A 21,681-nucleotide genomic window follows, 5' to 3' on the forward strand; every position below is an offset into this window, starting at 1 on the left:
AGTTCTCCCTTGACGCCTCATAAAAATGTTGTTTGTATATGAATTAGTTTCTCACAAATGAGAACGTCGCGTCAGGAAGAGGGCGTGCACATGGGAGGAGTGGATATGAAAAGGCTGCTTGCCGGCGTCTCCGCCGGCGTCGTTATGCTTGCCTGTGCAGGGGGAGCGGCGAATGCCGCAGAACTGCCCGGCAAGTTCGAGGGCGTCACGATCGACGCCAAGCTGATCGGCGGACAGCAATACGAAAAGCTCTACGAGCGGATCGGCGAATGGGAGAAGGCGACCGGCGCCAAGGTCAACATCCTGTCGAAGAAGAACCACTTCGAACTCGACAAGGAGATCAAGTCGGACATCGCGACTGGCGGCGTCAGCTGGTGCGTCGGCTCGAACCATTCCTCCTTCGCGCCGCAATACCCCGACATCTACACTGATCTCCTGGCGCTCCTGCCGCCGGAGGAGATCGCCAAATTCGTGCCGGCGCTGATCGACGCTTCGACGCTCGACGGCAAGCTGGTGATGTTGCCGCGCGCCCAGTTCGACGTGTCGGCGCTCTACTACCAGAAGAGCCTCTACCAGGACGAAGCCAAGAAGACCGCCTTCAAGGCGAAATACGGTTACGACCTCGCGCCGCCGGACACCTGGGCCCAGGTCAGCGATCAGGCCGAGTTCTTCGCCGCCCCGCCGAATTTCTACGGCACGCAGTTTGCCGGTAAGGAAGAGGCAATCAACGGTCGCTTCTATGAAATGCTGGTCGCCGAAGGTGGCGAATATCTCGACAAGGACGGGCGCCCCGCCTTCAACTCGGAAGCCGGTGTCCATGCGCTTGACTGGTTCGTCAAGCTCTACAAGGACAAGGCCGTACCGCCGGGCACGACCAACTATCTTTGGGACGACCTCGGCCAGGGTTTTGCCTCGGGCTCGATCGCCCTCAATCTCGACTGGCCTGGCTGGGCGAGCTTCTTCAACGACCCGAAGTCCTCCAAGGTCGCCGGCAATGTCGGCGTGAAGGTGCAGCCGGCCGGTTCTTCCGGCAAGCGCACCGGCTGGTCGGGCCATCATGGCTTCTCGGTCACCGAAGATTGCGCCAACAAGGAAGCGGCCGCTTCGCTCGTCTGGTGGCTGACCAACGAGGACAGCCAGAAGCTGGAATCGGCTGCCGGCCCGTTGCCGACCCGGACTGCCGTCTGGGAATACAACATCAAGCAAGCCGAGGGCGACGCCTACAAGACGGAAGTGCTGCAGGCTTTCCAGGAAGCCGCAAAGCATGCCTTCCCGGTTCCGAAGACGGCCGAGTGGATCGAAATCTCCAACGCCGTCTATCCGGAACTCCAGGCCGCCATCCTCGGCGACAAGACGTCGAAGGAAGCGCTTGATGCCGCCGCTCAGAAAGCGACCGGCATTCTCGAAGACGCGGGCAAGCTCTGATCGTTACCCATGAGGCGGCGCCGATGCCTTGAAGGCGCCGGCGCCGCCTCAGCCATTTCATGCAATCCTCAGGACTGCCCGATGAAGCTCAAGAAATTGTCAGCACCGGCCCTGCTTCTGCTTCCGGCCTTTGTCGTGCTCGCGGCGGTGATCGTGTTGCCGCTCCTTTTTTCCTTCTATTCGAGCTTCACGCCGTTCCGCTTGACCAAACCGGAGACGCTGTGGGTCTTTGTCGGCCTGCGCAACTACGCGACCGTACTTGGCAACGCCGAATTCTGGGTCGCGTTTGGCCGCACCGTGCTGTTGCTGACTGTGGCTCTGAACGCCGAGATGCTGCTCGGTCTCGGCCTGGCTTTGCTTGTCAACAAGGCGACCCACGGCCAGCGCCTGCTGCGCACCATGATGATGTTTCCGATGATGTTTTCGCCGGTGCTCGTCGGCTTCCAGTTCAAGTTTCTCTTCAACGACAATATCGGCTTCGTCAACAATGCGCTGCAGTCGCTGGGACTGACGGATCAAGCAATTCCCTGGTTGATCGACGGCAATCTCGCACTGCTCTCGATCATCATCGCCGAAGTCTGGTCCTCGACCGCAGTCTTTGCGATCCTGATTCTGGCCGGCCTGCTCGCCATGCCGAAGGATCCGGTCGAGGCTGCCCATGTCGACGGCTGCACACCCTGGCAGACCTTCCGCTATGTCACCTGGCCCTATCTGATGCCGTTCGCCTTCATCGCCATGACGATCCGCTCTCTCGACGTCGCGCGCGCCTATGACATCGTCAAGATCATGACCGATGGCGGCCCGGCCAAGCGCACGGAGCTACTCTGGACGCTCGTCGGCCGCACGGCCTATGCCGATGCCCGCATGGGGCTCGCCAACGCCATGGCCTATGTCGCGATCCTCCTGTCGATCGTCTTCACCGTCTATTTCTTCCGCAAGCTCGCTGCGGCGCGCCAGCAGATCGGAGCCGAGTGGTAATGGATATCAACGCTTCGCACCGCCTGCGCCGCCGCCTGTTGAAGACGGTGCACCTGATCGGCCTGTTTCTCGCAATGGCCGTGATCTGCCTTCCCGGCCTCTGGATCGTGCTGTCGTCGCTGCGCCCGACCGTCGAAATCATGGCGAAACCACCGGTTTGGATCCCCGAGAGCATTTCGCTCGATGCCTATCGCGCCATGTTTGCGGGCGCCGGGCAGGGTGGCGTTCCCGTCTGGGACTATTTTCGCAATTCGCTGATCATCTCGGTGACCTCGACGGTGATTGCACTGGCGATCGGCATGGCCGGCGGCTACGCCTTTGCCCGCTATCGTTTCAAGGCGAAGTCGGCGATCTTCCTCGGCTTCATGCTGACGCGCGCCGTGCCTGGCATCGCGCTCTCGCTGCCGCTCTTCATGCTCTACGCCCGCACCGGTATCATCGACACGCATTTTTCGCTGATCCTGACCTATGTCGCGCTCAACGTGCCCTTCACCATCTGGCTGATCGACGGCTTCTTCCGCCAGGTGCCGAAGGATCTCGCCGAGGCCGCCCAGATAGACGGTTGCACGCCGTGGCAGGCCTTCTGGCAGGTGGAGTTTCCGCTTGCCGGTCCCGGCATCGCATCCGCCGGCATCTTTGCGTTCCTGACGTCCTGGAACGAGTATGCGCTTGCCTCGCAGATCACCCGCTCGGTCAATTCCAAGACCTTGCCGGTCGGGCTTCTCGACTACACCGCCGAATTCACCATCGACTGGCGCGGCATGTGTGCGCTCGCCGTCGTGATGATCATCCCGGCGCTGACCCTTACCTTCATCATTCAGAAGCACCTCGTTTCGGGCCTCACCTTCGGCGCGGTGAAAGGATAATCGTTCATGGCTCCTGTCACCCTCAGGAAACTGGTCAAGCGCTACGGCGCGCTCGAGGTCGTCCACGGCATCGACCTCGAAGTGAAGGACCGCGAGTTCATCGCGCTCGTCGGCCCGTCGGGCTGCGGCAAGTCGACAACGCTGCGCATGATCGCAGGCCTCGAAGACGTCAGCGATGGCGCGATCGAAATCGGCGGAAAGAAGGTCAACGACCTGCCACCTCGGGCGCGCAATATCTCCATGGTCTTCCAGTCCTATGCGCTCTATCCGCATATGACGGTCGCCGAAAACATGGGTTTTTCGCTGAAGATCGCCGGACGCTCGGCAGACGAGATCAAGACGCGGGTCGATGAAGCCGCTGCCATCCTCGATCTTAGCCATCTTCTGGAGCGTCGCCCGTCGCAGCTTTCCGGCGGCCAGCGCCAGCGCGTCGCCATGGGCCGCGCGATCGTGCGCCAGCCGGATGTCTTCCTGTTCGACGAACCTCTGTCGAACCTGGATGCGAAGCTGCGCACCCAGGTGCGAACCGAGATCAAGAAGCTGCATGCCCGCATGCAGGCGACGATGATCTACGTCACCCACGACCAGGTCGAGGCGATGACCTTGTCAGACCGCATCGTCATCATGCGTGACGGCTATATCGAACAAGTGGGCACGCCGGAAGAAGTGTTCCAGCGCCCGGCCACAAAGTTCGTGGCCGGCTTCATCGGCTCGCCGCCGATGAACATGGACGAGGCGATCGTCGACAACGGTACGCTCGTCTTTGTAAGCGGCATGCGGCTGCCTATCCCGCCGCGGTTTGTGAACGCGCTCCGTCCGGGACAGAAGGTCACCTTCGGTCTGAGGCCTGACGACATCTATCCGAGCGGCCATGGTCTGCATGCCGGCGACCCGGCCGCCGTGCACGAGGTCGAGCTACCGGTGTCGATCACCGAACCGCTGGGTAATGAAACGCTGGTCTTCATCCAGTTCAACGGTCGAGACTGGGTTTCGCGCATGCTCAATCCGCGCCCGCTTGGCCCGGGCGAGAAGGTGCGCATGAGCTTCGACCTCTCGCGCGCCCATCTCTTCGACATCGATACCGGCAAGGCTCTGGAAGGCTGACATGGCAAAAATCGAGAAAATTGAACTGCGCATGGTCGACCTGCCGCCGAAGGTGAAGCGGACCGATGCGATCCAGAGCTTCGTCAGCCAGGAAACCCCGATCGTCACCATCACCGACAGCGATGGTGCGACGGGCACGGGCTACAGCTACACGATCGGTACCGGCGGTTCGTCGGTGATGCGGCTTCTCTCCGACCACCTGGTGCCGATCCTGATCGGCGAGGATGCCGATTGCATCGAGGCGATCTGGCACAGACTAGAATTTGCGACCCACGCGACGACGATCGGCCCGATAACGGCGCTGGCGCTGGCGGCAGTTGACACAGCACTTTGGGACCTGCGCGCCAAAAAGCAGAAGCTGCCGCTCTGGAAGCTTGCCGGCGGCGCCAAGGAAAGCTGCCCCCTCTATACCACCGAGGGCGGCTGGCTGCACATCGAAAAGGAAGCGCTGATCGAGGACGCGCTTGCCGCCAAGGCCAAGGGCTTTTCAGGTTCGAAGGTGAAGATCGGCAAGCCGCACGGCTCGGAGGATTACGATCGCCTGTCGGCAATGCGCAAGGCGCTCGGCGACGGCTTCGAGATCATGACCGACTGCAACCAGGGTTTCACCGTCGACGAGGCGATCCGCCGCGCGTCCAGGCTGAAGGAGCTCGACCTTGCCTGGATCGAGGAGCCGCTGCCGGCCGACGATCTCGACGGTCATACCCGGCTGACGCGCTCGACGCCCACACCGATTGCGGTTGGTGAATCCATGTACTCGATCCGTCATTTCCGCGAATACATGCAGAAGGGCGCCTGCTCGATCGTCCAGGTCGACGTTGCCCGTATCGGCGGCATCACGCCGTGGTTGAAAGTCGCGCATGCGGCGGAAGCCTTCGACATTCCGGTCTGCCCGCACTTCCTGATGGAGCTGCATGTCAGCCTCGTCTGCGCCGTGCCGAACGGCAAATATGTTGAGTACATTCCGCAGCTCGATGATCTCACGACCAAGGGCATGGAGATCCGGAACGGTCGCGCATTGGCGCCGTCCGAGCCAGGCATCGGGATTTCCTGGGATTGGGATGCCGTGCGCGCCCGCTCGATCGACGAGTTTACCCGCGAGTTTCGGGGCTAGGATAGGGAGGTCATCATGCAGCGAATGGGAATGGTGATCGGTCTGGAGGCGTCCAAGGTCGCCGAATACAAGGCGTTGCACGCCGCCGTCTGGCCGGAGATCCTCGCGCTGATTTCGCAGTGCAACGTCACCAACTACTCGATCTTCCTCAAGGAGCCGGAAAACCTGGTCTTCGGCTACTGGGAGTATGTCGGCTCTGATTTTGAGGCGGACATGGCCAAGATGGCCGCACATCCGAAGAACCAGGAATGGTGGTCGGTCTGTATGCCCTGCCAGAAGCCGCTTGAGACGCGCCAGGAAGGTGAGTGGTGGGCGATGATGGAAGAGGTCTTCCATCACGACGGCAAGGTCTCCCACAATGGCTGAAAATTTCGATCCGGGCGCGCTCAGGCAGTGGTGGCCGAAACCGGCAAAGCCCCGGCCGATCGTGATCTTCGGCGCCGGCAGCATCGTCGGCGACGCACATCTGCCGGCTTATCGCCAGGCCGGCTTCCCAGTCGCGGGCCTTTATGATCCAGACCGGGAGAAGGCCGCGAAGCTTGCCGGCGCCTGGCGCATTCCCGCCTTCGAACGGGAAGAGGATGCGCTTGCGGTCGCTGGTGCAATCTTTGATCTGGCGACCCCGCCGGCGGCCCATGCCGCCATCCTGGCGAAGCTTCCGATCGGCGCCGCTGCCCTCATCCAGAAGCCGATGGGCTCGGACCTTGAAGCCGCGACCGCCATTCTCGAGCTCTGCCGGACGCGCAAACTGAAGGCGGCGGTCAATTTCCAGCTCCGCTTCGCGCCGATCATGCTGGCGCTGAAAGACGCGATCGCGAAGGGATACCTCGGCGAGGTCGTCGATTTCGACGCCTGGCTTGCACTCTCCACCCCCTGGGGCTTTTGGCCGTTCTTGAAAGGCTTGCCGCGCATCGAGATCGCCATGCACTCGATCCATTATCTGGATCTCGTGCGCGGCCTGCTCGGCAACCCCTTGGGCGTCCATGCGAAGACGATCGGCCATCCGAACCATGAGGTTGCCCAGACACGGACGGCTGCGATCCTCGACTATGGTGATCGAGTGCGCTGCGTGCTCTCGATCAATCACGACCATGATTTCGGCCGTAAGTTCCAGGCCTGCGAGTTCCGCATCTCGGGCACGTCGGGTGCTGCTTATGTGAAACTCGGTGTCAACCTCGACTATCCCAAGGGCGAGCCCGACGAGCTCTGGATCCGGCCAACCGGGGCTGTCGAGTGGGTGTCGGTTCCGCTTGAAGGCGCCTGGTTCCCCGACGCCTTCGCCAACCGAATGGCCAATCTGCAGCGTTTCGCCTCCGGCGAAGACCCGGAGCTGATCGGCTCGGTGGAAGACGCCTGGCAGACAATGGCTCTCGTCGAGGCCGCCTATCAATCGAGTGCGTCGCCGGCAACGGCGATCGCGCCACTTCCGGGACGCTGAGATGTCGGAACAGATCATCCATTTCGAAGACTACCAGTTGGGGCATGAGCGCCTGACGACGGGCCGGACGATCACCGAGACCGATTTCGTCGTCCATGCCGGCCACACCGGCGATTTCTTTCCGCACCACATGGATGCGGAGTTCGCCAAGACCCTGCCGGGCGGCCAGCGCATCGCCCACGGCACCATGATCTTCTCGATCGGCGTCGGCCTTACGGCATCGCTGATCAATCCGGTTGCCTTTTCCTACGGCTATGATCGTCTGCGCTTCGTGCGCCCGGTTCATATCGGCGATACGATCCGTACCCGCGTGACGATCGCCGCCAAAGAGGACGATCCGAAGCGGCCGAAGGCGGGACGCATCGTCGAACGGTTAGAAGTCATCAACCAGCGTGGCGAGGTCGTTCTCGCCGCCGACCATATCCTGGTCGTTGAACGCAAAGCATGAGGGATCGAGAATGACAGCGGATCTTAAAGGCAAGGTCGTCCTGATTACGGCTGCGGCTCAAGGCATCGGCCGCGCTTCGGCTTTGGCCTTTGTGAAGGCCGGCGCAAAGGTGCACGCGACCGATATCAATACCGATGCGCTTGCGGCACTTGCAAAGGAAGCCGACGTCGAAACGCACCGGCTCGACGTTCTCGACACGCAAGCGGTCGAAGCGCTCGTGGCAGAGATCGGCGCCGTCGACGTCCTCTTCAACTGCGCCGGTTTCGTGCATGCCGGTTCGATCCTGGAGATGAAGGATAGCGATCTGGAGTTCGCGCTCGACCTCAACGTCAAGGCGATGATCCGCACCATTCGTGCGGTCCTTCCGGGCATGCTTGTCCGCAAGGACGGCGCGATCATCAACATGGCTTCGGTCGCTTCCAGCATCAAGGGCGTACCCAACCGGTTTGCCTACGGCGTCACCAAGGCCGCCGTCATCGGTCTCACAAAGGCCGTCGCAGCCGATTACGTGTCTGAGGGCGTTCGCTGCAACGCCATTTGCCCGGGCACCGTCGAAAGCCCGTCGCTGCAGGACCGCATGCGCGCCCAGGGAGACTATGAAACTGCGCGTGCCGCCTTTATCGCCCGCCAGCCAATGGGACGGCTCGGCACCCCGGAAGAGATCGCCGACCTTGCCGTCCATCTCGCGGGCGCCACCTATACGACCGGCCAGGCCTATGCCATCGATGGCGGCTGGACCATCTGACAACAGACAAGCAGGAAGCAGAGATATGAAACTTCTTCGTTACGGCCTCCCGGGCCAGGAAAAGCCGGGCATCCTCGATGCGAACGGCACCTTGCGTGATCTTTCCGGCCACGTCGCCGATTTCTCAGGTGCGGCGCTCGACCCGGACAAACTCGCCGAACTCGAGGCACTCGATCTCGCCGGCCTTCCGGCTGTCGACGGCAACCAGCGGCTCGGCCCTTGCGTGGCCGGTACCGGCAAGTTCATCTGCATCGGCCTCAACTACTCCGACCATGCCGCCGAGACGGGCGCCACGGTTCCCTCCGAACCGATCATCTTCATGAAGGCGACGTCGGCGATCGTTGGCCCGAATGACGACCTGATCATTCCGCGCGGCTCGGAGAAGACCGACTGGGAAGTGGAACTCGGCGTCGTCATCGGCCGCAAGGCCAAGTACGTCACCGAGGCGGAAGCACTCGACTATGTCGCCGGCTACTGCACCGTGCACGACGTCTCCGAACGCGCCTTCCAGATCGAGCGCCAGGGACAGTGGACCAAGGGCAAGTCCTGCGACACCTTTGGTCCGACAGGCCCGTGGCTGGTGACCAAGGACGAAGTGGCGGACCCGCAGAACCTGCCGATGTGGCTGAAGGTCAACGGCGAAACCATGCAGAACGGCTCGTCGAAGACCATGGTCTATGGCGTTGCCTACCTCGTCTCCTACCTGTCGCAGTTCATGTCGCTGCAGCCGGGCGACATCATCTCGACCGGCACGCCGCCCGGCGTCGGCATGGGCATGAAGCCGCCGCGTTACCTTAAGGCCGGCGACGTCGTCGAACTCGGCATCGAGGGCCTCGGCAGCCAGAAGCAGTCCGTGCGCGCGGACGATTGATCATAAGACTGGAGTGACCATGACCCGCATCACTGATCTGCGCGTCTTCGACCTGCGCTTTCCGACCTCGCAGAGCCTCGACGGTTCCGACGCGATGAACCCGGACCCGGACTATTCCGCGGCCTATGTCATCCTCGACACCGATCGGGAGGGACTTGCGGGCCATGGTCTCACCTTCACCATCGGCCGCGGCAACGACATTTGCTGCATGGCGATCAAGGCCATGCGGCATCTGATCGTCGGCCAGGAGACATCAGACATTCTCGCCCATCCCGGCCGGTTCTGGCGGCACCTGACCAGCGACAGCCAGCTGCGCTGGATCGGTCCGGAGAAAGGTGCGATGCATCTGGCGACCGGCGCCGTCGTCAACGCCGTCTGGGACCTGCTTGCCAAGGAGGCGGGCAAGCCCGTCTGGCGGCTGGTCGCCGACATGTCGCCGGAAGAAATCGCCGACATCGTCGACTACCGCTACATGACGGACGTGCTGACGCGTGACGAGGCGGTCGCAATCCTCAAGAAGGCCGAACCCGGCAAGGCTCAGCGCATCGCGACGCTCGAGAATGAAGGTTATGCCTGCTACACGACATCGGCCGGCTGGCTCGGTTATGACGACGATAAGCTCCGGCGTCTCGCCCAGGAGGCGATCGACGAAGGTTTCAACCACATCAAGATGAAGGTCGGCCGCGACCTTGCCGACGACATCAGGCGACTGACAATCGCGCGCGAGGTGATCGGCCCGGACCGCTACTTGATGATCGACGCCAACCAGGTCTGGGAGGTTGGCGAGGCGATCGACTGGGTCAAGCAGCTTGCCTTTGCCAAGCCGTTCTTCATCGAAGAGCCGACGAGCCCCGACGATGTTGCCGGCCATCGCAAGATCCGCGAGGCGATCGGTCCGGTGAAGGTCGCGACCGGGGAGATGTGCCAGAACCGCATCGTGTTCAAGCAGTTCATCGCCGAAGGCGCGATCGATATCGTCCAGATCGACAGTTGCCGCATGGGCGGCCTCAACGAGGTGCTGGCGGTGCTGCTCGTTGCCGCCAAATACGGACTGCCGGTCTGGCCGCATGCCGGCGGCGTCGGCCTTTGCGAATATGTCCAACACCTGTCGATGATCGATTATATTGCCGTATCCGGAACGAAGGATGGTCGCGTCATCGAATATGTCGACCATCTGCACGAACACTTCCTCGACCCCTGCGTGATCGCGAACGCCGCCTATATGCCGCCACAGCGGCCCGGGTTCTCGATCGAGATGAAGCCGCAGTCGATCGCCGACTACAGGTTCGGCGGTTAACGCAGAAGGTTTTATATAAGAATAACGTCTTCAAGATTCAAAAGCCGGAGCGATATAGAGCCGCTCCGGCTTTGTTGTTTCGTCCGATCATCGGTCAATTTCGGCGCCCAGCCCTTGACGTGATGCGTTCATTTATGAATGATCTATTCATTCATTGTGAATTCCGGAGGGGAGTCCGGGAAGAGGAGGAAATTGATGAAGACCTTTGTTCTGGCTGCAGCCGTGGCTGCGCTGTCCTTTTGCGCCGTCGCCAACGCGCAGGAATACAGCCTGAGGTTCTCGACCTCGCAGGTGAATCCGAACGAGCCGATCGTCAAAGCCATGAAAACCTATGCCGAGCGTGTCGGCGAACGTTCGGGTGGCCGCATCGCCATCACGGTCATGACCGGCGACCAGCTCGGCGCGCAGAAGAAGGTCAACGAGATGGTCATGAGCGGCGCAAGTCTGCTCAGCGCCACCGACTATGGCCAGCTCGGCCAGTTCGTCCCGGATCTCTCCATTCTGGCCGGCCCCTATGTCTACCCCGATCTGGCGGCGACCGACCGTCTCTTCGCCTCGGACCTCTACAAGGAGCTCTCGGGCAAGCTTGAGGCGCAGGGCATCAAAATCATCATGCCGAACGGCCTCTTCGGTTATCGCCACATCATCGCCAACAAGCCGGTTCGCTCGCCGGCCGATCTCGCCGGCGTCACCATCCGCGTGCCTTCGTCGCCGATCATGATGGCGACCTTCGGCAATTATGGCGCACGGCCGACCGAACTGCCCTGGGGCGACGTCTACAACGCGCTTCAGACCGGCGTCGTCGATGCGGCCGAAGGCCCCTTCGGTTCGATCGCCGGCGCCAAGCTGAACGAAACCCGCAAGGTCATCTCCAAAACCGGCCACCAGATCATGTTCACCGCCTGGGTGGCATCGAGCCAATTCTTCAACGGCCTGCCGGAAGACCTGCAGAAAATCCTGCTCGAGGAAGGCCAGACGATCGCCAAGGAGCTGACCGAAATGACGCTCGAAACGGATGACGCCTACGCCAAGCAGCTTGCGGCTTCCGGCGTCGAGATCGTCACCGACATCGACATCCCGGCCTTTATCGAAGCCTCGCGCGCTGCCTACGAGAAAGTGCCAAACATCACGCCTGGCGTGTACGACCAGGTGCAAAGGGCGATGGCGCAGTAAGCAGGCAATTGCACGACGCGGCGATAGAGACGCCGCGTCGTGCTGGCGTCGGGCGCGTTCAGGATGCCGCGACAGAAAACCATCAGGCCGGCCCAAGCGCCGGCCCTGTTCCGCCTTTCAAAATGATTGGGGCCATCATGGAAACCTCACCTTCGCCGGAAGAGACCGCTCCTCTCTTCAGCCTGCGGCGCGCCGATGAAGCGGTCGGCGTTGCCGCCCTTCTCGTCATCGTCTTTTCGATCCTCTGGGGTGTCGTCAGCCGCTACATCTTCCCGCAGCCGGCTGCCTGGACCTACGAGCTGGCGATCATGGCTTTTGCCTACCTCGTGTTCTTCGGCGCCGTCGCCGGTGTTCGTCTCGGCACGCATGCGGCGATCGATGTCCTCGTCGCGGCGCTACCCAACGGCTGGCAGCAGGCGATCGCCTGGTTCAACTACCTGCTGCTGGCGCTATTCTTCATCGTCATGACCGTTCTCTTCGGCTGGCAGGCCTGGACTTCGCGGCACGTGCACACGATCGCGATGGATCTGTCTCGCAGCCTTTCCTACGGGCCGCTGGCGCTGGCTTCGGCCGGCATGTTCGTCCAGCACCTGATCGTCGAAAGGCCATGGACCGTTCGCCTGCACCGCAATGTGGAATCGCTGATATGACCCTTTTTCATCTTGCCGGCCCCTCGCTGCTGGTCGTCGTCCTCTTCCTCCTGTCGACGCCGATCACCTGGGCGATGGCGATCGGGGCGCTTGCCTTCTTCTTCATCAACATGGACATGATCCCGCTTGCCAACTTCGCACAGGAGATGGCCGAGGGCAGCCAGTCCGTGTCACTGCTGGCATTGCCGCTCTTCGTGCTTGCCGGCTGCATCATGAATGCATCGGGCATCACCCGGCGCCTGCTGACGCTCGCCGACGTGCTGGTCGGCCACATGACCGGCGCACTGGCGCAGATGTGTACGGTGCTCGGCACGCTTCTCGGCGGCCTGACAGCGTCTGCCAACGCCGACGCTGCGATGCTCGCAAAGACGCTCGGCGTCGAGATGTCGGAACGGGGCTATAGCCGTGCCTTCGCCGCGGTCATCACCTCGTCGGCGGCGATCATTACCAGCCTGATCCCGCCTTCGATCGGTCTCATCGTCTACGGCTTCCTCGCCGAAACCTCGATCGGCCGACTGTTTGCTGCAGGCGTCGTTCCCGGCCTCGTGCTTGCGGCAGGTCTGATGGTCACCACTTATTTCATCGCCCGCAAGCGTGGCTACAAGCCGCTCCGCAAGGAACGCGCCAGCAGGGCGGAGGCGAGCCGGGCGCTGATCGACGGCCTTTGGGCGCTGTCGATCCCGGTCGTCATCTTCGCCGGCACGCGCTACGGCATCTTCACCACCACCGAGGCCGGGGCGGTTGTCGTCGTCTACGTGCTCTTCGTCGCCATCTTCGGATACCGCGAGTTCACCTTCCGGCAAATCCCGGAGGTCCTGGCAGAAGCGGTGCGCGATTCCGCCGTGGTGATGATCATGATCTGCGCGGCCGCCTCCTTCGGCTTTTATCTCGCCTGGGAACAGGTGCCGCAGGCCATGTCCGGCTGGCTAGGTGGCGCGACAGACAACCCGCTCCTCATGCTGCTCCTGATCAACGTTCTCCTCATCGTCATCGGCACGGCGATCGAAGGCTCGGCGGCGCTCATCATCCTCACCCCGATGCTGATCCCGATCATCGACGGCGTCGGTATCGACCGGGTGCATTTCGGCGTCGTCTTCATCACCAACCTGACGATCGCCGGCATCACGCCGCCGGTCGGCGGCCTGATGTACATCTCGTCGATGGTGTTGAAGGTACCGATGATGGCCTATGCGCGGGAGGTCCTGCCTTATCTCGCAATGATGATGGTGCTGCTGGTGATGCTCAGCATGTTTCCGCAGCTCTCGCTGTGGCTGCCGAACCTCGTCTACGGAACCGCGGCGGTTCAGTAGCGCGATCCAGAGCGGCTCCGGCGGCCTTTGACTTGGGCGCCGGACTAAGCCCTGGCACGTCGCTCCGACCCACCGTTGCGACAGATCACGAAAATGAATCGATCACCCCGGATCGATTCAAAACTCTCGTTGGACCTATGCGCGCCGATCGCCGAATCTTCGCGCATGACGATCGTTCAGCCCTACCAGATCTATGTCGAGCGAAGGGACGCGGCCAGAAACATGGCGCGCTACTACTCCATGCAGATCTCCATGTCCCTATTGGGCGAGGCGTGCCTGACGCGGCGCTGGGGACGGATCGGAAGTCACGGCCAGATGATGGTGCACCACTTCGCGCGGGAGGAGGAGGCGGTCAAACTCTTCCTCGAGCTAACGCGTAGCAAACGTCAGCGCGGCTATCGTCCGAGGATGTGATCCGGAAAGGTGCGCGACTTCACCGCGGCTTGAAGTCGACCAGAAGCGATTTGAGCTCGATTTCGCGGACGCGCCGCGCCGCTTCATCGGGGCTGACCCAGGCGACCAAACGCTCGCCTTTCTCCTTGTATTTTTCCGCCAGCTTGGTGACTTCGATCTGGAAGATGTCAACGATACAGGGCACCACGTCGCCGTCATCGAGCACCTTTAAGTAGGTGTAGCTGCCAATCGGCTTCTTGCGAACTTTCCCGCGAACACCGGCCTCCTGCAAGGCTTCGATCGCCGCGGCCTCGTGCGGTTCCTTCTGTTTCATCGGCCAGCCTTTTGGAATGAGCCAGCGGCCGCTGTCGCGCGACGTCACCACAAGGATCTCGATCGCGCCGTCAGGCACGTAACGATAGCAAAGTGCTGCACATTGCTGGCGAAACGAACCCGAAAACAGTTTCTCGGGCGAGGCAGCCAGCTTCTGCAACAGCGTCTTCGGTTTTGGTGGTTTCGGCGCCTTTGACTTCTTGATCGCTCTCAAGCTCCTCGATACTTGGCGCCAATTTGCGGACATCTAGGACATCCGCCCCTCATGTCAAAGGAGAAAATGGAAAGAAACGTTCCGGCAAGAGGCTCACGCCTTGGCAGATATTGCGCTCAATTCCTCAAGGTCGAGATCGCGCTCCAGTTCATGCAGCGTTTCATCGTCGATTTCGCCGGCGCGATGAAGCCGGATGAGTTCGCGCCGCCCCGCTTCGAGCACGACGTCGAAATGGGCGTGGAGGATCGGCGTGTAATGCTCCGTGCGCGCGGCATAGTCGACGATCGAAACCGCTCGGCGCTGATAGCGGTCCAGCAATTGCGGATGGATGAGATTGCCCGCCGCGTCATAGGCGCGGCTTTGAATGGTGATGAGCTGCGCCTGGGCCATCGCCGCCTCGGCCTGGCTTAGGGTGAGGGGTGCCTTTTCAGAGGAAGGCTCGACGAGCCTCGCCCAGGCGATCACCCGCCCGAGCGTCGTTCCCTGCATCAGCACCGTTCCAAGGATCACGGCAAAGGAGGTTACCAGGATGAAGTCCCGGCCGGGGAAGCCTTCGGGCACGCTCAGCGCAAGCGCGAGCGTTACCACGCCGCGAACGCCGGCCCAGGAAAGCACGGTCGCACCGCGCGCGCCGACCGGCGTGTAGCGCTTGAGCCCCAGCCTGTTGCCAAGCCAGATTGCGAAGTCGGAACCGAACACCCAGAAGAAGCGGGCGACGGTGAGCGCGAAGAGTACCATGAGGATCGGCCATCCCAAGGTCGCTGCAACGGTCTCGAACCCGCCGCCGCGCTCGACCACGCCGCGAAGCGACAGGCCGATCAGGATGAAAACCGCGGCCTCCATCAGGAAGACGATGACGGTCCAGAAGGCCGAGCCGCGCATACGGGTGGCGGCCGAGAGCACGGTGTGCTGGTGCCAACTGGCGACGAGGCCGGTGGTAACTGTCGCGATCACGCCGGAAACATGCAGGAACTCGCCGAGCAGGTAGGACGTCCAGGACAAAAGGGCCGTCGCGGCGATGATCAGGTACTCATCTCCGAGGCGGCGGGCAAGCAGCACCCACGCCGTACCGATGGCGAGGCCGACAAGGGCACCGCCGATCGCCAGCAGGAAGAAGTTGCCGACTGCCTCGCCGGCGCTAAAAGCCCCGGTGACGCCGGCGGCGATCGCGAAGCGGAACAATACCAGTCCGCTTGCGTCGTTGAGCAGGCTTTCGCCTTCGAGCAGGATCTGCAGCCGTCGCGGCAACTGCACGCGCTGCAGCACGGCCCGTGCCGAGACGGCGTCGGGCGGCGAGACGATCGCCCCGAGTGCGGCGCATGCGGCCCAAGGCAGGGACGGGAAGATGAAGTGCGTCACGACGGCAACGACGGCCGCGGTAAAAAACACTGCGCCGATCGCAAGCGAGGCGATGCCGATCAGGTGACGGCGCAGGCGGCCGACCGCGATCGTCCAGGCGCCGTCGAGGAGCAGCGGCGGCAAGAAGATGACGAGCACCAGCTCCGGGTCGACCGCGATGGCCGGCAGCCCCGGCATGAAGGCGAGCATCGCGCCACCGCTAAGAAGCGCCACCGACGGCGGCAGGCCGAGCCGATGCGCGACGTAGTGCAGCGCGATGATCGCGACAAACATAGTTCGAACAGATGTATCGGCTCCACCGGTCTCCGCCTCCATCGCTCAACGACGCGGCCCATTACAGAACACGTTTTTTCGAAACGCAATTGCGCGTGCAGCAACAGTGGCGTGGAGCCTTGCCGAAGGTGAAGGATCGCAGAAAAGAAAAAAGGGCCAGCGGAAGACCGCGGCCCATAAAGGTGTGAAGGTCAAAAACCTCCAGAGGGGAACAGCTGCTGCGGCGGACTGGGAGGAGACCCGCCATGTGCATCAGCTGTGTGCTTTATGCCTGATTTTTGATCAGCTGGAAAACATTTATTGTGCAATGCAGCTATGCATAAACGCAAGACGTGCACCGCGGTCGTCGGCCGGAACTGCCAAACGGTGCCAAAATGAGCGTTCGTCGGGAGGAGGGGGACGTCGCCAAGGACAGTCGCCCCGGCAGACAATCGGGACCGGCACACGTGCCGGCCCCGATGAGATAGTTGCTACACTAACGGTCGTGAGCTTGACCGCACAGCCATTTTACGACCGCTTTTACGATCGAACAGCCGGCGACCCGACTTCCGGCCTTGTCCGCAGCCGGTCCACAGGTTGTTCACAGGGAAAGGAGGCGCTAACGCGTTGAAGCGCAGTTCAGTTTTCCAAACTGTGAGCTACTGCCCCTGAAAAGAATGCACCGTATCAGGTCAGCGATACCTTACGGGTTTCCGCATCGATCATCGCAGCGGCGATCGCCGCCACAAGCAGCAAGCCTGCAAAGGTGCCGATCGCTAGGCCGAAGCCCTTCGCCACCAGCAATCCGATGAGCGAAGGCGCAAGCAGGCCACCGAGCCGAGCCATGCCGCCGGCCGCCCCCATGCCGGTCGCGCGCGAGGCGGTCGGATAGAGTTCCGGCGTATAGGCATAGAGTGCGCCCCATGTGCCGAGCAGTGCAAAGCTCATGATCAGGAGCGCAGCAGCAACGACCAAGGCCGCATCCGCCACGACGAACAACAGGCAACTGAGGGCGGAGAGCAGGCAGAAACCGACCAGCGTCGGGCGCCGTCCCCACTTCTCGACGCCGTAGGCGGCAAGCGCATAGCCCGGGATCTGCGCCAGAGCGATGAGAACGAGGAACCCATAGCCACGCACGAAGCCGAAGCCTTCTCCCGCAAGCCGCGGCGGCATCCAGGTAAAGACGCCATAGTAGGAGACCGAGACGAGGAACCAGACCGAAAGGATCAGAAGGCTGCGGCGACGCAAGTCCTTCGAAAAGATACTGATATCGGCGGTCGGTACAGGCAGGGCGATCGATACGGTCGGCTCGAGTTGCGGTCGAGCGTTGGCTGCCAGCATTCGATCGACGATCGCCTTGGCCGCCTCCGCCTTGCCCGCGCGCAACAGGTAAAGCGGCGATTCCGGCACGAGAAAGCGTAGTCCGACGCCAATGACTGCCGGAATGGCCGTGACGGCAAAGATGTAGCGCCATCCGTCCGTAAGGCCGGCAAGAGCGATGAGCCATGCCGCCAGTGCCACGATCAGCGTGCCCACGGCCCAGAAGCCTTCGAGCATGACCAGCCATCGACCGCGGCTGCGCGCCGGCAGGAATTCCGACATCATCGCATAATCGACGGGAAGTGTGCCGCCGACCGCAGCGCCGGTGAGGAAGCGCAGGACAAGCAGGACCACGAAATTCGGAGCGAAGATCGACAGAATGCCGAAGACCGCGTCGCAGGCAACGGTTACGAGCAGGACCCGGCGCCGGCCGATCCGATCGGCAAGCCTGCCGAAGCCGACGGCGCCGATCAGCATACCCAGAAAAAACAACGTGCCCGTCTGCAACGCTTGGGGAACCGTCAGCCCGAATGTTGCGGCAATGGAGGCGGCGGTGAAGCCGACGGCGAGCACCTGCATGGCATCGGCCGTCCAAACCAGGCCGAATATGCCCATGAGGCGCCGCTGATAGGGGCCCGTGCCCGCCCGGTCGAGCGCTTCCTGTATCGTGATCGTCGTCATTCGACCCTGCCTTGAGATTCGACATGTGGACACTACGTCGACCGCGCCTGCTTGAATATTGCAGAAATGCCGCAGATGTCCGGCTGAGTGCGGCCGCGACGATCGACCAATCTTCCAGACACCTGGCACGGACCGGCAATTTCGACTTGCGCGACATGCACACGCGTGCAAATATGCACGCGTGTGCAATGGAGTTTCGCCGATGAACGATCACAAGCCGCGCTATTCGAACGACCTTTCGGGGCGGGCCCTGTTGTGTCGGGATGTCATTCGCTCTGCCGGCGCTCTGGTGCTCGACGGCTTCAAGGCAAGTGCCGAGCGTGGCTTTTCCCTAAAGGGCCCGCAGGATTTTCTGACGGAAACCGATGCGGCCTCCGAGGCCCATATTCGCGACGCAATTGCCACCCATTTTCCGGCCGATGCGTTCCTGGGCGAGGAGGGCGGCGGGACCGTTGCCGATCGCGTCTGGGTCGTCGATCCCGTCGACGGCACGGCAAACTTCGCGCGCGGAATCCCGCACTTCTGCATCTCCATAACCTATGTCGAACACGGACGCGCAGAGATCGGCGCAATCTACAATCCGGCCCACGACGAACTTTATTTCTGCCGCCGGGGAGAAGGTGCAACGCTCAACGGCAAGGTCATCACGGTCTCGTCGACGGCGACCTTCGATGCCGCGTCGGTCGAAATGGGCTGGTCGCGGCGGGTGCCGGACGAGACCTATCTGGAGACGATGCGGCAGATGCTGGAGAAGGGCGCCAATGTGCGGCGCGGCGCTTCGGGAGCACTTGCGCTCGCTTATGTCGCCGATGGGCGCTCGGACGCCTATGTCGAGCTGCACATGAACTCGTGGGATTGCCTTGCCGGACTGTTACTCGTTGCCGAGGCGGGCGGCGCCGTGTGTCCCTTCATGGAAATAGGCAGCCTGCTCGACGGCGGGCCGGTGCTCGCATCGACGCCGGCGATTGCCGGCGGCGTAAGTGTGGCTTCAGGCATCCCGGTCCAAAAAAGGGAGCAAGCCGCCAGGCTCCAGCTGGCCTGAAACCGCGGTAGCCTGAACACGCATGCCACCCGTTCGCATACACAAGGGGAAATCCAATGGACGCACCGGTCTACACCCGGCCCGCTATCAGTCTGATCGCCAGAGAACTCGGGCCCCACAGCGCCGATCTCTATATCGGCGGCAGTGACGGCGCGCGTGACCTGGACCTGCTCAAGCGTCACGGGATCTCCATTGTCGTCAATTGCGCGATCAACCTGGACATCAACCTCGTGCGCGAAGAAGAAGTCAGCATCAATGATGACCTTTGTGCAAGCGGCTATGCGGCCGTCCGCTATTACAAGCTCGGCATGATCGACGGTGATGGCAGCCCCGACACGATGATGCTCGGTGCCTACTACATTCTCGACGGTGCGCTACGCCAGACGATGCCGAAGCGCGCAACCTACCCCTTCGCCGATGGCGGCAACATCCTCGTCAATTGCCGCGGCGGACGCAGCCGCTCGGTGTCGCTGGTGGCGCTGTTCCTGCACAAGCAGCAGCCGCATCTGTTTCCCACACTCGACGCGGCCGTCGCCCACATCCGCGAGCATCGCGAACTGCGGCCGGATGAATGGTTCGAGACGCCGAAGCCCATGCTCTATGAGGCAGCGCGCCGCGCTTCGGCCTGGATCGACCTCGTCGAGGCCTCCCGTCTGGAGGTGAAGGCCGATGTCTGATTTGCCTCGGATCGCCATCATCGCCGACGCCCATTTCCATGATCTTGAAGGCGATTTCGAGTTCCCACGGATAGAGATCGACGGCGAAAAACTGGCCGTCAGAAGCTGGACCGACACGCGCGAATCCACCCGCGTCTTCAACGAAAGTGCCAAGGCGCTGGACGAGGCCTTGGCGGAGGTCGCGCGCCGCGGCATCCGTCACGTCGTCCTTTTGGGCGACTACACGGACGACGGGCAAAGACAGACAACGGCGCGCCTGCGCACCATTCTTGATGGGCACGAGAGCACCCATGGCACGCGCTTTTATGCGCTTCCGGGCAACCACGACATCTTCGGGCCCAAGGGGCGACACCACACCAAACAATTTCTTGATCGGAACGACGTGAGGGTCCTCGTCACGAGCGACGTAGGAAAGGCAGCCCCCGGCAGCCACACAACGCCGCGCATGTATTGCGAGGGATATCCGACGGGCCTTGCCCCCGTGGCTACCCATGGGTACTTCCGACGGCCGGACTATCTTCATTGGGAAACCCCGTTCGGGGCGTCTGACCGCGTCGAGGATCGGCTCTACCCGGTCTCGTCTCCGGACGGCCGGAATTGCTACCGGCTGATGGATGCCTCCTATCTGGTCGAGCCCGAACCGGGTCTCTGGCTGCTGATGATCGACGCCAACGTCTTCGAACCACGCGACGGCCTGTTTGAGGAGGGCGATGAAGCCGCTTTCGTCGACAGCACCGGCGCGGGCTGGAACGCGCTTATCAGGCTGAAACCGTTCATCGTCGACTGGATTGCCGACGTGTCCGCGCGCGCAACGAAACTCGGAAAAACGCTGCTCGCATTCTCGCATTATCCGGTGCTCGATCCCTTCGATGGCGCAACGGGAGCCGAAAGCGTTCTCTTCGGCGAGACCAATATTGCCCGCAGGACACCACAGCAGGCGGTCGCAGATGCACTGATGACCGCCGGCATGACGCTGCATTTTAGCGGGCACCTGCATGTCGAAGGCGTTACGCGCCGCGCGCGCGGCTGCCGCTCGCTGATCAATGTCGCCGTGCCGTCGCTCGTGGCCTTTCCGCCGGCCTTCAAGATCGTCGAACCGTCTCAATCGGCGTCGTCCATCGAATTCGTCGAATTGTCCGCGATGGCCGTCGATCCACGCGTGCTGCGCGCCTATCGTCGCGAAGCGGTGCGAGCCGGCGAATATCCGGACCCAGCCTTTGCCGCAGCGGATTACGGTTCCTTCCTGAAGGCACACAAGCGTGCCCTGGTCCAGCATCGCTATTTTCCGAAGGAATGGCCCGGAGATGTCGTCAACGAAATATCCGGGCTTTCGATCGCTGCGGTCTGCAAGTTGATGCCCGACGCCGGCGCCATGACGAGCGCTTCCGGGCAAGGAGCGATCGCCATCTCTGAGGACGCCGCCAGCCTCGATATGATCGAGGTGATCGCCGATTGGTATTGCCTGCGCCAGGCCGGCGTCCTTGCGCTTGACAAGATACCTGAGCGGCGCCGCGCGCTTTATCGCCTGCTCGCCAAACACTTCGGCCGTCCGCCCGGGACCGGCTGGGACGGATCGACATCAGGCTTCCTGGCGATCTTCTTCGGGGCCTTCGACGCCTTCCTCGATCGTGCCGAAGCGGGAAGCCTGCACATCCGCCTCGAGAGCACCTCCGACACGGAAGAGGCTGCCTGACCATGGACCAGTTGCTCTCCACGGCCTCTTCCTCCGCGCCGCCGGCGACTTTCATCGAGTTGCGGGAATCTTGCCGTCTGGGCCGACGTCATCTGAAGGGTGGGCGCCTGGAAGTGGCCAAGTTCGTGCTTGCCCATCCGTACGACGTCGCCTTTGCGAGCGCACGGGAAGTGGCCGTGCGCAGCGGTGTCTCGACGACGACAGTCATGCGGCTCGTCAGCGACCTCGGCTTTGAGACCTATGCATCCTTTCAGCAACTCTTTCGAGCGGAGTTGCTGCGCGGCCGGCAATAAACAGC

General features: G+C 62.2%; 22 protein-coding genes. 19 read left to right on the top strand and 3 right to left on the bottom strand.

All coding sequences use genetic code 11. The features are described 5' to 3' along the window. Positions 1-105: 105 nt before the first annotated feature. The 15 genes from ASE71_RS29155 (at position 106) to ASE71_RS29225 (ending at position 13,833) form a co-directional block, all read left to right on the top strand. Positions 106-1,425, top strand: coding sequence for an extracellular solute-binding protein (locus tag ASE71_RS29155; RefSeq protein WP_034796434.1), 1,320 nt, complete (start codon positions 106-108; stop codon positions 1,423-1,425). 81 nt (positions 1,426-1,506) lie between these two features. Next, positions 1,507-2,403 carry a carbohydrate ABC transporter permease gene (locus tag ASE71_RS29160; protein ID WP_034796432.1) on the top strand — a complete coding sequence of 299 codons (897 nt, stop codon included), beginning with the start codon at positions 1,507-1,509 and terminating at the stop codon, positions 2,401-2,403. Next, the gene (locus ASE71_RS29165; RefSeq protein WP_034796430.1) at positions 2,403-3,269 is read left to right on the top strand and encodes a carbohydrate ABC transporter permease; all 867 of its coding nucleotides are present in this window, start codon (positions 2,403-2,405) and stop codon (positions 3,267-3,269) included. The genes ASE71_RS29160 and ASE71_RS29165 overlap by 1 nt, the downstream gene beginning before the upstream one ends. Positions 3,270-3,275: 6 nt before the next feature. Then, the gene (locus tag ASE71_RS29170; RefSeq protein ID WP_060517928.1) at positions 3,276-4,373 is read left to right on the top strand and encodes an ABC transporter ATP-binding protein; all 1,098 of its coding nucleotides are present in this window, start codon (positions 3,276-3,278) and stop codon (positions 4,371-4,373) included. 1 nt (position 4,374) lies between these two features. Beyond that, positions 4,375-5,487, top strand: coding sequence for a mandelate racemase/muconate lactonizing enzyme family protein (locus ASE71_RS29175; protein WP_060517926.1), 1,113 nt, complete (start codon positions 4,375-4,377; stop codon positions 5,485-5,487). A gap of 15 nt (positions 5,488-5,502) precedes the next feature. Next, complete coding sequence (locus tag ASE71_RS29180; RefSeq protein WP_060517924.1) at positions 5,503-5,853, top strand: L-rhamnose mutarotase; 351 nt, start codon at positions 5,503-5,505, stop codon at positions 5,851-5,853. Beyond that, on the top strand, positions 5,846-6,925 hold the full coding sequence (locus ASE71_RS29185; RefSeq protein ID WP_060517922.1) for a Gfo/Idh/MocA family protein: 1,080 nt from the start codon (positions 5,846-5,848) through the stop codon (positions 6,923-6,925). The genes ASE71_RS29180 and ASE71_RS29185 overlap by 8 nt, the downstream gene beginning before the upstream one ends. A 1-nt stretch (position 6,926) precedes the next feature. Further along, positions 6,927-7,373 (top strand): MaoC/PaaZ C-terminal domain-containing protein, encoded by a 447-nt coding sequence (locus ASE71_RS29190; RefSeq protein ID WP_060517920.1) that lies wholly within the window; start codon positions 6,927-6,929, stop codon positions 7,371-7,373. A 10-nt stretch (positions 7,374-7,383) separates the two neighbouring features. Beyond that, entirely contained in the window at positions 7,384-8,118 is a 735-nt protein-coding gene (locus ASE71_RS29195; RefSeq protein WP_060517918.1) for an SDR family oxidoreductase, read from the top strand. 25 nt (positions 8,119-8,143) lie between these two features. Then, a complete protein-coding gene (locus tag ASE71_RS29200) occupies positions 8,144-8,989 on the top strand; it encodes a fumarylacetoacetate hydrolase family protein (RefSeq protein ID WP_034796416.1) in 846 nt (281 codons plus the stop codon). Positions 8,990-9,008: 19 nt separating this feature from the next. Continuing rightward, on the top strand, positions 9,009-10,286 hold the full coding sequence (locus ASE71_RS29205; protein WP_060517916.1) for an L-fuconate dehydratase: 1,278 nt from the start codon (positions 9,009-9,011) through the stop codon (positions 10,284-10,286). A 195-nt stretch (positions 10,287-10,481) separates the two neighbouring features. Then, positions 10,482-11,459 carry a C4-dicarboxylate TRAP transporter substrate-binding protein gene (locus ASE71_RS29210; RefSeq protein WP_060517914.1) on the top strand — a complete coding sequence of 326 codons (978 nt, stop codon included), beginning with the start codon at positions 10,482-10,484 and terminating at the stop codon, positions 11,457-11,459. A gap of 137 nt (positions 11,460-11,596) precedes the next feature. Continuing rightward, positions 11,597-12,109: a TRAP transporter small permease gene (locus ASE71_RS29215; protein ID WP_060518088.1), complete on the top strand. Its 513-nt coding sequence runs from the start codon at positions 11,597-11,599 to the stop codon at positions 12,107-12,109. Further along, entirely contained in the window at positions 12,106-13,419 is a 1,314-nt protein-coding gene (locus tag ASE71_RS29220) for a TRAP transporter large permease (protein WP_060517912.1), read from the top strand. Before ASE71_RS29215 ends, ASE71_RS29220 begins: the two co-directional genes overlap by 4 nt. Before the next feature lie 165 nt (positions 13,420-13,584). Next, positions 13,585-13,833, top strand: a complete 249-nt coding sequence (locus ASE71_RS29225; RefSeq protein WP_034796529.1) for a WGR domain-containing protein — start codon at positions 13,585-13,587, stop codon at positions 13,831-13,833. A gap of 19 nt (positions 13,834-13,852) precedes the next feature. Here ASE71_RS29225 and ASE71_RS29230 read toward each other — a convergent pair whose 3' ends face one another. The 3 genes from ASE71_RS29230 to ASE71_RS29240 form a co-directional block, all read right to left on the bottom strand. Further along, positions 13,853-14,359, bottom strand: a complete 507-nt coding sequence (locus tag ASE71_RS29230) for an NUDIX hydrolase (protein ID WP_060517910.1) — start codon at positions 14,357-14,359, stop codon at positions 13,853-13,855. Between the two features lie 93 nt (positions 14,360-14,452). Further along, a complete protein-coding gene (locus tag ASE71_RS29235) occupies positions 14,453-15,991 on the bottom strand; it encodes a Na+/H+ antiporter (protein ID WP_060517908.1) in 1,539 nt (512 codons plus the stop codon). 666 nt (positions 15,992-16,657) lie between these two features. Next, on the bottom strand, positions 16,658-17,971 hold the full coding sequence (locus ASE71_RS29240) for an MFS transporter (protein WP_060517906.1): 1,314 nt from the start codon (positions 17,969-17,971) through the stop codon (positions 16,658-16,660). A gap of 202 nt (positions 17,972-18,173) precedes the next feature. Here ASE71_RS29240 and ASE71_RS29245 point away from each other — a divergent pair, with 202 nt between their 5' ends. From ASE71_RS29245 to ASE71_RS29260, 4 genes are read left to right on the top strand one after another with little or no spacing between them, the layout of a single operon-like run. Beyond that, a complete protein-coding gene (locus tag ASE71_RS29245) occupies positions 18,174-19,013 on the top strand; it encodes an inositol monophosphatase family protein (protein ID WP_060517904.1) in 840 nt (279 codons plus the stop codon). A 56-nt stretch (positions 19,014-19,069) separates the two neighbouring features. Next, positions 19,070-19,690 (top strand): dual specificity protein phosphatase family protein, encoded by a 621-nt coding sequence (locus ASE71_RS29250; protein ID WP_029742776.1) that lies wholly within the window; start codon positions 19,070-19,072, stop codon positions 19,688-19,690. Next, the gene (locus tag ASE71_RS29255) at positions 19,683-21,383 is read left to right on the top strand and encodes a metallophosphoesterase family protein (protein ID WP_060517902.1); all 1,701 of its coding nucleotides are present in this window, start codon (positions 19,683-19,685) and stop codon (positions 21,381-21,383) included. Before ASE71_RS29250 ends, ASE71_RS29255 begins: the two co-directional genes overlap by 8 nt. 2 nt (positions 21,384-21,385) lie before the next feature. Further along, positions 21,386-21,676 (top strand): MurR/RpiR family transcriptional regulator, encoded by a 291-nt coding sequence (locus ASE71_RS29260; protein ID WP_049810991.1) that lies wholly within the window; start codon positions 21,386-21,388, stop codon positions 21,674-21,676. Positions 21,677-21,681: the final 5 nt, after the last annotated feature.

It is taken from the genome of Ensifer sp. Root954 (genome assembly GCF_001429005.1).
GTDB classification, from domain to species: Bacteria; Pseudomonadota; Alphaproteobacteria; order Rhizobiales; family Rhizobiaceae; genus Ensifer; species Ensifer adhaerens.

What these genes read in the sequence shown, in the direction of transcription:
- ASE71_RS29195 (WP_060517918.1), top strand. Translation starts at nt 7,384, where the DNA reads ATGACAGCGGATCTTAAAGGCAAGGTCGTCCTGATTACGGCTGCGGCT.
- ASE71_RS29250 (WP_029742776.1), top strand. Translation starts at nt 19,070, where the DNA reads ATGGACGCACCGGTCTACACCCGGCCCGCTATCAGTCTGATCGCCAGA.
- ASE71_RS29220 (WP_060517912.1), top strand. Translation starts at nt 12,106, where the DNA reads ATGACCCTTTTTCATCTTGCCGGCCCCTCGCTGCTGGTCGTCGTCCTC.
- ASE71_RS29190 (WP_060517920.1), top strand. Translation starts at nt 6,927, where the DNA reads ATGTCGGAACAGATCATCCATTTCGAAGACTACCAGTTGGGGCATGAG.
- ASE71_RS29160 (WP_034796432.1), top strand. Translation starts at nt 1,507, where the DNA reads ATGAAGCTCAAGAAATTGTCAGCACCGGCCCTGCTTCTGCTTCCGGCC.
- ASE71_RS29205 (WP_060517916.1), top strand. Translation starts at nt 9,009, where the DNA reads ATGACCCGCATCACTGATCTGCGCGTCTTCGACCTGCGCTTTCCGACC.
- ASE71_RS29165 (WP_034796430.1), top strand. Translation starts at nt 2,403, where the DNA reads ATGGATATCAACGCTTCGCACCGCCTGCGCCGCCGCCTGTTGAAGACG.
- ASE71_RS29240 (WP_060517906.1), bottom strand. Translation starts at nt 17,971, where the DNA reads ATGACGACGATCACGATACAGGAAGCGCTCGACCGGGCGGGCACGGGC.
- ASE71_RS29200 (WP_034796416.1), top strand. Translation starts at nt 8,144, where the DNA reads ATGAAACTTCTTCGTTACGGCCTCCCGGGCCAGGAAAAGCCGGGCATC.
- ASE71_RS29255 (WP_060517902.1), top strand. Translation starts at nt 19,683, where the DNA reads ATGTCTGATTTGCCTCGGATCGCCATCATCGCCGACGCCCATTTCCAT.
- ASE71_RS29175 (WP_060517926.1), top strand. Translation starts at nt 4,375, where the DNA reads ATGGCAAAAATCGAGAAAATTGAACTGCGCATGGTCGACCTGCCGCCG.
- ASE71_RS29210 (WP_060517914.1), top strand. Translation starts at nt 10,482, where the DNA reads ATGAAGACCTTTGTTCTGGCTGCAGCCGTGGCTGCGCTGTCCTTTTGC.
- ASE71_RS29155 (WP_034796434.1), top strand. Translation starts at nt 106, where the DNA reads ATGAAAAGGCTGCTTGCCGGCGTCTCCGCCGGCGTCGTTATGCTTGCC.
- ASE71_RS29235 (WP_060517908.1), bottom strand. Translation starts at nt 15,991, where the DNA reads ATGTTTGTCGCGATCATCGCGCTGCACTACGTCGCGCATCGGCTCGGC.
- ASE71_RS29180 (WP_060517924.1), top strand. Translation starts at nt 5,503, where the DNA reads ATGCAGCGAATGGGAATGGTGATCGGTCTGGAGGCGTCCAAGGTCGCC.
- ASE71_RS29245 (WP_060517904.1), top strand. Translation starts at nt 18,174, where the DNA reads ATGAACGATCACAAGCCGCGCTATTCGAACGACCTTTCGGGGCGGGCC.
- ASE71_RS29215 (WP_060518088.1), top strand. Translation starts at nt 11,597, where the DNA reads ATGGAAACCTCACCTTCGCCGGAAGAGACCGCTCCTCTCTTCAGCCTG.
- ASE71_RS29170 (WP_060517928.1), top strand. Translation starts at nt 3,276, where the DNA reads ATGGCTCCTGTCACCCTCAGGAAACTGGTCAAGCGCTACGGCGCGCTC.
- ASE71_RS29225 (WP_034796529.1), top strand. Translation starts at nt 13,585, where the DNA reads ATGACGATCGTTCAGCCCTACCAGATCTATGTCGAGCGAAGGGACGCG.
- ASE71_RS29260 (WP_049810991.1), top strand. Translation starts at nt 21,386, where the DNA reads ATGGACCAGTTGCTCTCCACGGCCTCTTCCTCCGCGCCGCCGGCGACT.
- ASE71_RS29185 (WP_060517922.1), top strand. Translation starts at nt 5,846, where the DNA reads ATGGCTGAAAATTTCGATCCGGGCGCGCTCAGGCAGTGGTGGCCGAAA.